Annotated in this window: 10 protein-coding genes and 1 pseudogene; 7 read left to right on the top strand and 4 right to left on the bottom strand. The window is 44.1% G+C overall.

All coding sequences use genetic code 11. The features are described from left to right. Window positions 1–319: 319 nt before the first annotated feature. A complete protein-coding gene (gene ispF / locus DP114_RS12165; protein WP_169264588.1) occupies window positions 320–814 on the bottom strand; it encodes a 2-C-methyl-D-erythritol 2,4-cyclodiphosphate synthase in 495 nt (164 codons plus the stop codon). Between the two features lie 262 nt (window positions 815–1076). Then, entirely contained in the window at window positions 1077–1781 is a 705-nt protein-coding gene (gene trmD, locus DP114_RS12170) for a tRNA (guanosine(37)-N1)-methyltransferase TrmD (protein WP_169264589.1), read from the bottom strand. Window positions 1782–2172: 391 nt separating this feature from the next. On the opposite strand from trmD, the gene DP114_RS12175 reads away from it, so the two are divergent. The 3 genes from DP114_RS12175 (at window position 2173) to cphA (ending at window position 6216) form a co-directional block, all read left to right on the top strand. Beyond that, a complete protein-coding gene (locus DP114_RS12175) occupies window positions 2173–2394 on the top strand; it encodes a hypothetical protein (protein WP_169264590.1) in 222 nt (73 codons plus the stop codon). A gap of 63 nt (window positions 2395–2457) precedes the next feature. Continuing rightward, window positions 2458–3321 (top strand): cyanophycinase, encoded by an 864-nt coding sequence (locus DP114_RS12180; protein WP_169264591.1) that lies wholly within the window; start codon window positions 2458–2460, stop codon window positions 3319–3321. Between the two features lie 195 nt (window positions 3322–3516). Further along, window positions 3517–6216, top strand: a complete 2700-nt coding sequence (gene cphA, locus DP114_RS12185) for a cyanophycin synthetase (protein WP_171976192.1) — start codon at window positions 3517–3519, stop codon at window positions 6214–6216. 93 nt (window positions 6217–6309) lie between these two features. Here cphA and tatA read toward each other — a convergent pair whose 3' ends face one another. Continuing rightward, the gene (gene tatA, locus DP114_RS12190) at window positions 6310–6483 is read right to left on the bottom strand and encodes a twin-arginine translocase TatA/TatE family subunit (RefSeq protein ID WP_169264593.1); all 174 of its coding nucleotides are present in this window, start codon (window positions 6481–6483) and stop codon (window positions 6310–6312) included. Window positions 6484–7164: 681 nt separating this feature from the next. On the opposite strand from tatA, the gene DP114_RS12195 reads away from it, so the two are divergent. After that, window positions 7165–7821, top strand: a complete 657-nt coding sequence (locus tag DP114_RS12195) for a LabA-like NYN domain-containing protein (protein WP_171976193.1) — start codon at window positions 7165–7167, stop codon at window positions 7819–7821. Between the two features lie 275 nt (window positions 7822–8096). Here the strand turns inward: DP114_RS12195 and DP114_RS12200 are convergent, their stop codons facing one another. After that, on the bottom strand, window positions 8097–8528 hold the full coding sequence (locus DP114_RS12200; RefSeq protein ID WP_169264595.1) for a hypothetical protein: 432 nt from the start codon (window positions 8526–8528) through the stop codon (window positions 8097–8099). Window positions 8529–8873: 345 nt separating this feature from the next. Between DP114_RS12200 and DP114_RS12205 the strand changes: the two genes are divergently transcribed. From DP114_RS12205 to ltrA, 3 genes and pseudogenes are all read left to right on the top strand, one after another. Further along, complete coding sequence (locus DP114_RS12205; protein WP_169264596.1) at window positions 8874–9020, top strand: hypothetical protein; 147 nt, start codon at window positions 8874–8876, stop codon at window positions 9018–9020. Window positions 9021–9606: 586 nt separating this feature from the next. Further along, window positions 9607–11177, top strand: a pseudogene (locus DP114_RS12210) (group II intron reverse transcriptase/maturase). 668 nt (window positions 11178–11845) lie between these two features. Next, window positions 11846–13501 (top strand): group II intron reverse transcriptase/maturase, encoded by a 1656-nt coding sequence (gene ltrA, locus DP114_RS12215; RefSeq protein WP_169264597.1) that lies wholly within the window; start codon window positions 11846–11848, stop codon window positions 13499–13501. Window positions 13502–13674 lie beyond the last annotated feature (173 nt).

Here is a 13674-nt window from a genome sequence, read left to right on the forward strand (position 1 = left end):
AAATTCGATATTTCACGCCCTTTCTCTCATATTTTCTGCTATCAAAGCAAATTCCGTTTTTGAAATTAAAGTTAGCGCTGGCGCTCCGCGCTCGCCGTAGGCGATCGCACTACAGGATGACGCAAATAGTCATCCCTACATCTTGTATTTTTGGAAGCTTTTTATGTAAAATTACGGCTACTTTAAGTTTCTTTATCACTCTTATGTACTTAAATTATTGATTCATCTTCTGTTATATTTTTGTACTCCTTATTTGCCTTTTACGGGTTTGTTCGGTTAGGTGCAAGATGTGAGTATACCCAGTCTTGTTCAAATTTATTCAGCAAGCAGAATCTTCCAACTTCTCAAGCAAGACAACAGCGTACGCACAAATACCTTCCTCGCGTCCAGTAGGACCAAGTTTTTCGTTGGTAGTCGCTTTGACACCAACTTGATTCGGCTGTACTTGCAAAACTTGTGCTATTGTTTGCCGCATCTTCTCAATATGGGGTTTCAATTTCGGGCGTTCCGCCACAACCACTGAGTCAACATTACCTATTTGCCAACCGTGTTGGCGAACCAGTTGATGAACTTTACTCAACAGTACCAAACTATCTGCTCCTGCCCATTGGGGGTCTGAGGGAGGAAAATAATGTCCAATGTCCCCCAAAGAAAGCGCCCCCAGCATAGCATCCATAATCGCGTGTGTCAGAACATCAGCATCGCTGTGTCCTAGCAAACCCAGAGAGTGGGGTATATGGACTCCGCCTAAAATTAGAGGGCGATCACTCACCAAGCGGTGGATATCGTAGCCGTTACCAATACGAATATTCATTTTTTAATCATTAGTCATTAGTCATTAGTCATTAGGAGGCACTGCCTTGGGGAGGCACACCGTTGGGCGGCTATGCCGACTTGTTCGCCTTTGGCGTCTCCCCTTGGGAGAAGGTAGTGCCGTCGGGTTTCCCGACTTGTTGCAAGAGCGTCTCCGCAGGAGTTAGCATGTGCCGTTCATTAGTCATTAGTCATTAGTTAGTACTCACAAGTCAAGAGTTTGGTAGAAAAAGAAGCGAGGATTGGGAGTTATAATTTCTGTGCTACTCCTGGTGCTCGCTGTGCTTGTGTTCCCAACTTTTTAACAAATCAGGGCGGCGCAGGCGTGTTCTGGTGATTTGTTGTTCATAGCGCCACTTATAAATTGCAGCATGATTGCCAGAAAGCAAGACCTCAGGAACTTTCCAGCCACGAAACACCGCAGGACGGGTATACTGGGGATAGTCCAACAATCCCTCTTCAAAGCTTTCCGCCGTTAGGGACTCGACTTTACCGACTGTTCCTGGTAAAAGGCGTACAACACCATTCATTAATGCCATTGCTGGAATTTCTCCACCAGTCAGAATAAAATCGCCTAAAGAGACCTCGCGGTCAACTAAATGGAGTACCCGCTCATCTACTCCTTCATAATGACCACAAATTACTACCAATTGGTCATAATTTGTCGCCAATTCTCGTAACAGTGGCTGATTCATGGTTTGACCTTGAGGACTCATCATAATAACCTCTCGTCGATGTAAAGCTGGCAGGGACTCTACAGCAGCAAAGATAGGTTCTGGCTTCATCAGCATCCCGACACCACCGCCGTAAGGTTCATCATCAACTTTCCGGTGCTTATCAGTGGTAAAGTCCCGTGGATTAATCAGATGCACTTGGGCAATCTGCTTTGCTAGAGCCTTACCTATTAGCCCGGTTGTGAGAACTGAGGTAAAACAGTCAGGAAACAGCGTAACTATATCAAAGCGCACAGTATTTCGTATTGGAGGACACTAATCTAAAATTGGATGATTTGAAAACGATGTTGTCCGACAAGACAAATCAACATCATCAATTGTGTCTCAAAGTACCGGAAATATTGGGTTTTCCGTGTCAACACAAGTTTTTCTAATTACTTAATTTATGTTTAAATATTGTCACATCTACATTTAAATTATTAAACTGAACCGAGTTAACAACTTCTTCCGATGCATGTAGCTTGCCTCACCAAAAAGTGCGTCAAGATCTGCTTTTGTTCCTCCACGCTGGGAAGTGTTGGTGGTATGACGTAGAGAACCCGAGAGATATGAACTCAGGGTATGAAAAAAAGAATCTCGTTGTTTTTCTTCATGAACAAATTCACAAGACTAAAACCAAATCTTCATGGACACAGGTGTTCAAATCACCTTCTTACCTTACACCAGTACGGGCACAATTCCTTGCGCCCGTACAGCAGATCCAGAGGCGCAAAGCCATCCGCCGTTACACCATACCCTATTGGGAGCGAATGTGAAAGAACAAACCCAAAAGGAATGGCAAAGGATGTTCCACAAGCTGAGGCATTTTGTACATGAAGCACTCTCCTCCATAAGAGGCAAAGCATAAAAAGAATCAGGCGAAAGCTACTTTGTTTAATTGACCTGAAGTTGTTGACGGAGAACAAACACAATGCCGCAATTAAAAGTCAAATCGCTGGAAATGAGGACACCCCAAGCAACCAAAACCGCCGTTATGGTCATCGGAGGCGCAGAAGACAAAGTACATGGACGCGAAATTTTGCGAACATTTGTCAGTCGGTCTGGTGCCGGCAATGGCCACATTACAATTATCCCGTCTGCCTCCCGCGAACCAAGCATCATAGGTGGTAGATATATTCGTATTTTTGAAGAAATGGGTGCTAAGAAAGTCGAAATCTTAGATATTCGAGAACGTGATCAGTGTAAAGATTCTTACATCCAAGCATCTCTAGAAAACTGTACAGGAGTATTTTTGACAGGCGGAGATCAATTGCGTCTGTGTGGGGTTTTGTCAGATACACCAGCAATGGATATTATCCGGCAACGCGTTAGATCTGGACAACTCACCGTAGCTGGGACGAGTGCAGGAGCAGCTGTGATGGGGCATCACATGATCGCAGGGGGTGGTAGCGGCGAATCGCCAAATCGCTCCCTAGTGGATATGGCTACAGGTTTAGCATTGATCCCAGAGGTGATAGTAGATCAACACTTCCACAATCGCAATCGTATGGTGCGGTTGATGAGCGCGCTTGCAGCTCATCCAGATCGCCTAGGGATTGGGATTGATGAAGATACATGTGCCATGTTCGAGCGGGATGGTTGGCTACAAGTCCTAGGAAAAGGTAGTGTTACGATTGTAGATCCAACTGAGGTAACTCACACGAATGAGCCACATGTGGGAGCAACTGAACCGTTAAACATCCATAATCTACGACTGCATCTTCTCAGTCATGGTGATCGTTATCACATGTATCAGCGTACAGTATTACCTGCTGTGTACCGTGTCTCCAGCTGACGATATGAGTAGCTGATGTTACATTGGTAATCGAAACGAACACTGAATTGACCGCTAGATTTTAGGTTGCTTGCAGCCAAAAAAATGAGAATAATACGATGTAAGAAGAAAAAACTGTTTACTATGAACAGTTAAGCGGTCAATTCCAGTAAGAAACTAGAACATTGGTTCCGAATCTCCATCTACCTATTTCCCATGAGAATCCTCAAGATCCAGACCTTACGCGGCCCCAACTATTGGAGCATTCGACGCCACAAGCTAATTATCATGCGCCTCGATTTAGAAAACCTTGCCGAGACGCCCACAAATGAAATTCCCGGCTTCTATGAAGGATTAGTGGAGGCACTGCCGAGTCTGGAAGGTCATTTTTGCTCACCGGGCTGTCGTGGTGGTTTTTTGATGCGAGTGCGCGAAGGCACCATGATGGGTCATGTTGTGGAACACGTAGCCCTAGAATTGCAAGATTTGACTGGAATGAACGTAGGCTTTGGTCGGACCCGAGAAACATCAACATCGGGAGTATACCAGGTAGTGCTCGAATATCTGAACGAGGAAGCGGGACGCTACGCTGGCAGAGCAGCAGTGCGGCTATGCCAAAGTATAGTTGATCGAGGTCGTTATCCAAAGGCAGAGTTAGAGCAAGATTTGCAAGACCTCAAAGACTTATGGCGTGACGCGGCTTTAGGACCGAGTACGGATACACTTGTCAAAGAAGCAGAAAAAAGAGGCATTCCTTGGATGCAGCTCGGCGCACGCTTTTTGATTCAGTTGGGCTACGGCGTGAATCAAAAGCGAGTACAAGCGACGATGACAGATCATACCAGCATCTTGGGAGTAGAACTCGCCTGCGATAAAGAAGCCACCAAACGCGTTCTTGCCAACGCTGGAGTCCCAGTACCAAGAGGTACCGTGATCAACTTCTTGGATGATTTACTAGAAGCCATAGAATACGTTGGCGGCTACCCTATTGTCATCAAACCTTTAGATGGCAATCACGGACGTGGTATCTCCATTAATATCACTTCCAGGGAAGAAGCCGAAGCTGCCTACGATTCTGCTAGACAGGTTTCCCGAGCAATTATTGTTGAGCGGTATTACACTGGGCGAGATCACAGGGTATTAGTGGTGGATGGCAAAGTTGTGGCAGTTGCTGAACGTGTGCCCGCTCATGTGGTGGGCAATGGCAAATCTACTGTCTTTGAACTGATTGAAGAAACTAACAAAGATCCAAACCGTGGTGACGGACATGATAATGTCCTCACCAAAATTGAACTCGATCGCACCAGCTACCAACTCCTGGAAAAACAAGGTTTCACTCTTAATAGCGTGTTACCTAAGAACGAAATTTGCTATCTGCGGGCAACGGCAAACTTGAGTACAGGGGGCATTGCCATAGACCGTACAGATGAAATTCATCCAGAAAATATTTGGCTGGCACAACGGATAGTGAAAGTTATCGGTTTGGATATTGCAGGAATTGATATTGTCACAGCGGATATTAGCCGTCCCTTGCGAGAAGTGGATGGTGTGATTGTAGAAGTTAATGCCGCTCCCGGATTCCGGATGCATGTTGCTCCAAGTCAAGGGATTTCTCGTAATGTCGGAGGAGCAGTCATAGATATGCTGTTCCCAGCGGATAAAATCACTCACATACCCATTCTTGCTGTAACGGGCACCAACGGCAAAACCACCACGACTCGGCTGTTGGCACACATTTTTAAGCAAACTAACAAAGTCATAGGTTATACAACTACGGATGGGACATATATCGGGGATTACTTGGTAGAGTCAGGAGACAATACAGGTCCCCAAAGTGCCCAACTCATCCTGCAAGATCCAACAGTGGAAGTGGCGGTACTCGAAACTGCTCGTGGTGGTATTCTTCGGTCTGGACTGGCTTTTGAAAATGCTAACGTGGGCGTGATATTAAACGTTGCCTCTGACCACCTGGGCATAGGCGATATTGATACTATTGACCAGTTGGCGCATCTCAAGAGTGTGGTTGCTGAAGCTGTGTTTCCTGACGGTTATGCAGTCCTCAACGCTGATGATCACAGAGTTGCTGCTATGGCAGAAAAAACAAAAGCCAATATTGCCTACTTCACTATGAATCCGGAATCGGAATTGGTGCGAAAGCACATTCAAAAGGGAGGAGTAGCCGCAGTCTATGAAAATGGCTATCTGTCAATCTTAAAAGGTGATTGGACGCACCGGATTGAACGGGCAGAAAATATACCCCTGACAATGGGTGGACGTGCGCCGTTTATGATTGCCAATGCTTTAGCAGCTTCTTTGGCAGCGTTCGTACAAAATGTCACCATAGAACAAATTCGTGCTGGCTTAAATACCTTTCGCGCTTCGGTGAGTCAAACACCCGGACGAATGAATTTGTTTAATTTGGGGAATTATCACGCTTTGGTAGATTATGCCCACAACCCAGCTAGTTATCAAGCGTTGGGTGCTTTCGTCCGCAATTGGATTTCTGGCAAACGGATTGGAGTTGTTGGCGGACCTGGCGATCGCCGCGACGAAGATTTCGTTATGCTTGGCAAACTAGCAGCGGAAATTTTTGACTCTATCATCGTCAAAGAAGATGACGATACTAGGGGACGGGCACGCGGTAGCGCTGCTGATTTAATTGTTCAAGGTATCAAGCAAGTTAACCCCAACTACCAGCATCAAAAAATTCTGAGCGAAACAGAAGCCGTTAACAGAGCATTGGACATGGCTCCAGATAACAGTCTAGTGGTCATTTTGCCAGAAAGCATTAGCCGTGCTATTGCCTTAATTACAGCACGTGGAGTCGTCAAAGACGACATACTCCAACAAACTAACCCGTCTACCATAGATTCTCAAGTTGGGGTGAAATCAACTGTCGTCAACACGCTGTTATAGTCCGAATCAGGCAGCACTTGATTCGGGTTTCCCGACTTGAAGTGAGTGCCGTTCATTTGTCATTACGAAAAATAAACGACAAACGACAAAGGACTATTGTTTTTCTTCTTCCGGATTAGTATCCTCACTGGGATTTTTCAGTTCCTCCTTAAAACCCCGCAGAGTTTTCCCCAGTGCGCTGCCTAACTCCGGAATTTTTTTTGGTCCAAAAATCACGACAGCGACCAAAACAATGACACCTACTTCCGTCCATCCCAATCCAAACATAAGCCTCTACTCCATAAAACTAATACAACGCCACACAAGTCTAGTATTTAAGTATAATTTCTGCTTCACTGGGCTTTTCACAAAAGTATGTAAAACTGGGCGAGGATGGACAATGCGACAGCAACAGAGGGCATCCATCGCCTAATTTTTTTGTCAAGAAAACTATAGCGATCGCCACAGGCAACCTAGGTGGGCACGACGATTGCTCGTGGCAGTCTTGCAGTTTTACACAAGTTCAACCCCTTCACTAAGCTTACTCAATATTGCCCAAAGAGCAAAATTGGGCGCACTTGTGTGTCAGGTTTCTTGTCAGAGTTTTAAACAAGCACCCGAGCATGCTCCCGAAGCGTGGATTCAAGCAGGACGTCAATTCTAGACGGTGGCTTTGTTTGAGCGGGATTTACCCAACGATTATGTGTGTGGGCGCAGTGAACGACGCACTACCAAAGCTACTATCAACTTCACAGATTTTCGGTCAATCTTTTAGTTTTTTATCTTTTGTTAGAATAAAGATTACAAAAAGTAAAGAATTGTACGTAATTAGATGATTTGCAAGACAAACCATAGTAGAAAATAAAGAAAATATTAATTTGTCAGTTTTCTCTATCTATTCATTCATGAATCGAATAATTTTCACCGCTATCTTTAAAAAAAATCACGCACGCTCGGAGTCATATTTCCATGCAGCTACTTCCACGACCTCAGCATAATAACCAGCGACGCTTAAAGTTGGAGCCTGAGCCACTGTTGAATATGACACAGCTTTCTGCATTTGAAAAACCAAATACTGTAAGCGCAAATACCTTACAACCGTGCGAGAAAAACAATCCAGACAAGAAGCTAGACCAGCGCATTGCCATTTTTATTGATGGTGCAAACTTGTTTTACTCAGCTATGCACCTCAATCTTGAAATTGATTACACTAAACTGCTGCGCTACCTAACAAAAAAGCGTCAACTGCTTAGGGCTTACTTTTATACAGGTGTTGATTACACGAATGATAAACAGCAAGGTTTTTTGATGTGGATGAGTCGCAATGGCTATCGTGTAGTGAGTAAAGAACTCATTGTGCTCCCTAATGGCTCTAAAAAAGCGGATTTGGATGTAGAGATTGCTGTCGATATGATGACCTTAGCAAGGTACTGCGACACTTTAGTTCTGTTGAGTGGAGATGGCGACCTTGCTTATGCTGTAGATAACATTACCTACCGAGGAGTTAAAGTGGAAGTTGTTGGTTTGGGTTGTATGACTAATGAAAGTCTGATTAGGGTTGCTGACTCTTATACTGACCTTGAACTTATCAAACAAGACATTCAAAAAAAGGTATCCACTCAATAACTCGGGTGTTTCATTTTTTCGATCAATTTTGCTAGTCCATGCTGAAATCGATCAACTGCCAGGTTAATAAATTCACGCACGGTAGGCGATAGACTTTTATGCCAGGGATACAGGGCGGTGATATTAACAGATCAAACCCTGACTCAATCAAATCGACATACCTGTTTGATAATTCAATCACGCAGGGGCTATGTAAAGAAAAGTAAAGTTTGAAAATTCGTTTGTAGTAAGCGCTTACTACAAACCTTTAATTTTTTGCGCCGACTTATTTAATGTTAATTACCCCAAGGATTCGCAGGTTGGTCATTAATGCGAACCCAAAAGCGGTTAGGAACAAAACCGTTTATCTCGTCCTCGCCTTCTGCCCAGAAACTCCATCCAGCGTTAGGATCAGTACCATCATGGAATTCTGCCATACGATATCCAGAAATACCGCGAGTAATTTGTCCTGCCTTTTCGCACATCTTGTCTGCAACTGCAACAGACGTTAATTGCTTCCCTTGGATATTGGGAATCACCAACACTGTACCGCCAGACCAAGAGCCTTTAGTCGCACCACCAGGTCTTACACTAGATGGCGGCAGACTTGCTGGTGCCGGAGCGACTGTCTCTTTATTAATGCAGAGCAGCGCTCGATATTCATTAATACTAGTGTCACCTTGATAAGGATTAGTACCACCGGGTTGACCATTATCCGAACCAAACAAAGCATAACTTCGTATTTTGAGTCCAGCTACTGCGTTTCCTAGAAAATCGAAGCCCGAATGTAAGGATAATGCGTGGACATGTCCAATTTTAAGTCCACAAGGCGATACCAGTTCTTCAGAAAGCAGACAGAGAGTTCTTAGACCGATTCAAGAACCGAAGCCCGAATGTAAGGATAATGCGTGGGCATGTCCAATTTTAAGTCCACAAGGCAATACCAGTCCTTCTCAGAGTTCATTTAAGTAAGTACTCGTCCTGAACTTAATAATGTTACGAATGACGTTGCAATCGAAAAACTTCAAGCACTGAAATCTTCAGGACAAGCAACCAGCGATGATTACATACTTTTGGGTTATTTCTACAGTCTAGAGAAAAAATACGACAAGTCAGAGGCTAACTACCTCAAAGCCTTGGAACTCGCAACTGATGATGGTAGAAAAGCTATCATCAAGCAAGAACTCAAAAAAGTCCGTGATCATAATGTAAAGCAATAACTTAAATAGGTGGCTATAGTAGCAAACAAAGCCGGTGCGATTCGTTGTTAGTGGAATCACGGTAGCCAGCCCGTACATACACTAACCAACCAATGTAGACGACTACTGAGGTTGAACTCTTAGATCGATGTAGGTGAAAGTCCTACCCGCCAGATTCAAGCGTGACTCCTTATCTGCCTCCACCGAACAAGCTCGATTCTTGTAGAGTGAAGCGAGGAACAGGGCACAATCAGACGGCTGTTATGGGCTGACACTGGTGCTAACAGGGAGTTCCAATGGTGAAACTGAGCCTAAAAAAGTGACCTAGTTTGAAGCAAGGCATAACCTAAAAACCTTGACTTTATCAGAGCTAAAACCCGCTGCATTGTCGGCTTAATAGCAGCATGAATCCAGGGTTTCTGATGGTTAAATTGGCTACACCTAACGGAACACAACAATCATCTAAGGGAACGAATAAAAACGAATCAAAAGTCCTGGGGCGGTCGAACCCCAGGTAGGTAAGACGAGATACGGAACCCTTTTGATTCGGGTAGGATGCGAAGTAATTTTCGCAAGGTATTCAGAAAATACTTTTTGGAGTCAGAGCATGATTGGACGCATAGACAACTATAGCGAATCTTGGAAGACGTTACCGTGGAAGAAATTTCGCCGAGACGTATTTCGCCTACAAAAGAGAGTATTCAAAGCAGTTCGAGAAGGAAACAAGCGTAAAGCAATGTCACTTCAAAAACTTATTCTGAAATCCACTGCGGCTAGATTATTGGCAATCCGTCAAGTATCACAGCTAAATGCTGGGAAGAAAACAGCAGGAATCGACGGCAAAAAGTCTCTTACATTTAAGGAACGTTTTGAATTAGAAGAACTGCTAAAAGCATCCAGTAACAATTGGAAACACCAAAAGTTACGCAGTATTCCCATTCCCAAAAAGGACGGTAGTACTAGAATGCTAAAAATTCCAACTATTGCGGATAGGGCTTGGCAATGCCTAGCAAAATATGTAATAGAACCAGCACACGAAGCAACATTCCATGCGAGAAGTTACGGGTTCAGAACAGGTCGCTCGGCACATGATGCCCAAAGATATCTATTCAACAACCTACGCGACACTTGCAAGGGAAAAGATAAAAGAGTTATAGAACTCGATATCGAGAAGTGCTGAGTCCCAAGGGGACACGCTGCGCGAACGACAGGATCTCACACAACGCCATAATGGAAAACCTTATAGCCCCCAAAGGCATACAGACAGGAATATACCGCTGCCTAAAAGCAGGAACTAACCCTGGCTTTCCGGAACAAGGAACCCCCCAAGGTGGCGTAGTGAGTCCTTTATTAGCAAACATCGCCTTAAATGGAATTGAAAGTATTCACCAGTACAAAGGAACGAGGGGCATAATAGAACCATCAATCCGTTATGCGGATGACATGTTAATAATACTTCGACCCTCAGACGATGCGAACGAGATACTTGAAAGAATTAGCCAATTTCTAGCCCAAAGAGGAATGAAAGTAAGTGAGAAAAAGACAAAGATAACCGCCGCGACAGATGGATTTGACTTCCTTGGCTGGCATTTTAAAGTGCAAAGTAACGGAAAATTTAGAAGTACTCCCTCAGCGGAGAATTTCTTGAAATTTCGTCAGAAGGTAAAAGCTATCGTTAACAACTCGAATTATGGTTCTAAGGTAAAAGCCGAAAAGCTAGCACCAATAGTTAGAGGATGGAGAAATTACCACAAATTCTGCAAAATGGACGGGTCACGGTTCTCCCTGTATCACATTCAAAGCAGAACAATAAAGGTATTCAACAAAGAAGCTAAACAGAATCGCCACTCTAGCAAGAAATTGCTAGAAAAAGCTTTTCCTAAAGTCTCTTACTCCGAAAATGCCCACATCAATGTCAAAGGGAATAAATCACCCTACGACGGAGATTTAACATACTGGAGCGAACGTAATAGTAAGTTCTATGATGGGGAAACCTCTAAAGCTCTTAAAAAGCAAAACCATACATGTGGATATTGTGGCTTAAAATGTACAAGCGAAGAACGAGTACATTTGCACCACGCAGACGGGAACCACAACAATTGGAAAACCAAGAATCTGATTGCTGTACACGAATCCTGTCACGATTATATCCACATGAGCAAAAGGGTTATCCCTTAAGAATATCGGGAGCCGGATGCACTGAAAAGCGCACGTCCGGTTCTAACAGAGAGGGGCGAGGCATAAGCGCGACTTGAAAGGTCGTTTAGAACGGAGAGCCGACTCTCCTAGAGAATTCACACTCTCTACCCTAATGTAAAAGACTTTCCGGAGTCCGGTCACGCCCAAGTAGGTAACGAAACAGGCGGAATGCAGACCACAAACGTAACCTTAACTACTAGCCCAAAGTGGTAAGGAGCAAGAGGGAGTTCTCCCAAGATGAACAAAAGTAAATTGATGTTTAAACTGCGTCATCGCACAGGGAGCCAAATCAGGCTGACAGGTTCCAACCAAAAGGTAAGTGGGTAGATTTATGGTTTTATGCTCTATAAATCGTGTGAATATAACTCCCACCGCAGGAAAGTCAACATCTAAAGGAGAATATACACTAAGCGAAACAACAAGGTAAACCCCATAGAGTCTATAGGATGTCGATACCAATAGTAAGCTAACCGCAAGGAAAGCAGAATCCTCTGGAGGGTAAAGGATGGAGTAAAAAGCAAAAGCCCGTTTGTAATGAACGAGATAGGGGTTCAAACTTTGCCCCTGACCGAAAGGAATAGCAGACTTACTCTGGGTCTTATGAGAAAGAGAAACTCACAAAGAAACTTAATTCAAGGACAAGTTAGATGTCGTACCTCGGTACAACAAACGGACTAAGAAAACCACTAGAAGATTGGAGCCAAATCAACTGGCGAAAAATCAACAAAGCGGTTAGGAATCTGCGTCAAAGAATCTTTCTCGCGAGAAAACTTGGTAACTGGCGGAAGTTGAGAAACCTCCAAAAGTTAATGCAAAGAAGCTACGCCAACCTATTACTCTCTGTTCGGAAAATCACTCAGACCAATAAGGGTAAAGCAACGGCAGGAATTGACAAAGAAATAATCAATACCCCAAAGCAGCGAGTGAAGCTGGTAAACAACTGGAGTGGAGGAAATCAAGATCCTACAAAACGGGTAATGATCCCCAAAGCCAACGGTAAGAAACGACCGCTCGGAATCCCAACCGTGCGCGACAGAATCGAACAGGCAATAATAGTCAATTCACTAGAACCCGAATGGGAAGCCGTATTTGAACCAAACTCCTATGGATTCAGGTGCGGTAGAAGCTGTCATGATGCCATAGCACAAAATTGGATAAGATTAAATGCAAGTCCAAATGCTAGAAATAACTGGGTTTTAGAAGCTGATATTCAAGGATTCTTCGACAATATTGCCCATGAATCTATCCTTAGACAACTAGGTAATTTCCCAAACAAAAACCTAATCAAAGGATGGTTAAAAGCTGGATTTATCTTTGAAGGGATATACAGCCCGACAGAAACGGGTACACCACAAGGAGGGGTTTGCTCCCCGCTCCTAGCCAATATCGGATTGCATGGATTAGAAACCTTTATAAAATCCACCAATCCAAAACTTGGAGTGGTTAGGTACGCTGATGATTTTATAGTCACAGCTAGAGACAAAGGAAGCCTCGAAAATGCCCAAATCCAGATTCAGCAATGGCTGTCAGAAAGAGGTTTGAATCTCAGTACGGAGAAAACGTTCATAACGTCAATGGCAGATGGTTTTGACTTCCTCGGCTTCAATCACCGCCATTATAATGGCAAACTGCTTATCAAACCCTCGAAAAAGAAAGTCTTAGACTTTTGTAAACGAATCGGTCAAGAAATAAAAGCAATGAACGGATGTGAACAAGAGGTAGTCATCAAAAGACTGAACCCAATTCTCCGAGGTTTTGCTAATTATTACAGAGGTGTGGTTAGTAAAGAAACCTTTGAATATGTCAAAAGTAGAATATGGCAATACCTCTGGCGTTGGGCTAAACGTCGCCATCCCAACAAGAACACAAAATGGGTACGGAAACGTTACTTTCAGACCAGAAATCGCAAGAAATGGACGTTCGCTACATCTACTAGCGACCGCCGAGGCAAACAAAAGGATTTAATCCTATACCCGATAGCGTACACGCCCATCGAACGCCATGTAAAGGTCAAGGGGGAAGCATCACCGGATGACCCCTCACTCAAAGAATATTGGGAAAAACGCCACCAAAAATATGGTAAGAGCTACTGGGAGAAAAACTCTCGGAATTATAAAATCGCTCAAAACCAAGACTGGAAATGTACCTGTGGTGAACCATTATTCAATGGAGAGGAAATAGAAACCCATCACATCGTACCTGTTGCTCAAGGTGGACTTGATGACGTAAAAAACCTTCAGCATCTACACAAAGCGTGTCATAAGCAGGTACACACAAAATCCAAGTCAACTCGCTTGAAGTAAGGCTTGAGCGCAGTGAGTGCGAAAGTCTCATGCTGCGTTCTTAGGGGAGGGGAGAGCGGTGACGCTCGAACCTTACCCGACTACCTGACATCGACTCTACCATAATAAAGCCAACAGTCTACCTTCGCGATCTGCCGCTATGCTGCAGCTAACCTATCGCCGGATTGTCTTGG

This window comes from Brasilonema sennae CENA114 (genome assembly GCF_006968745.1).
Taxonomy (GTDB): domain Bacteria; phylum Cyanobacteriota; class Cyanobacteriia; order Cyanobacteriales; family Nostocaceae; genus Brasilonema; species Brasilonema sennae.

Bases quoted from the DNA above. Each gene is read 5' to 3' on its own strand.
- ispF (WP_169264588.1), bottom strand. From the start codon at position 814: ATGAATATTCGTATTGGTAACGGCTACGATATCCACCGCTTGGTGAGT.
- DP114_RS12175 (WP_169264590.1), top strand. From the start codon at position 2,173: ATGGACACAGGTGTTCAAATCACCTTCTTACCTTACACCAGTACGGGC.
- DP114_RS12180 (WP_169264591.1), top strand. From the start codon at position 2,458: ATGCCGCAATTAAAAGTCAAATCGCTGGAAATGAGGACACCCCAAGCA.
- cphA (WP_171976192.1), top strand. From the start codon at position 3,517: ATGAGAATCCTCAAGATCCAGACCTTACGCGGCCCCAACTATTGGAGC.
- tatA (WP_169264593.1), bottom strand. From the start codon at position 6,483: ATGTTTGGATTGGGATGGACGGAAGTAGGTGTCATTGTTTTGGTCGCT.
- DP114_RS12195 (WP_171976193.1), top strand. From the start codon at position 7,165: ATGCAGCTACTTCCACGACCTCAGCATAATAACCAGCGACGCTTAAAG.
- ltrA (WP_169264597.1), top strand. From the start codon at position 11,846: ATGTCGTACCTCGGTACAACAAACGGACTAAGAAAACCACTAGAAGAT.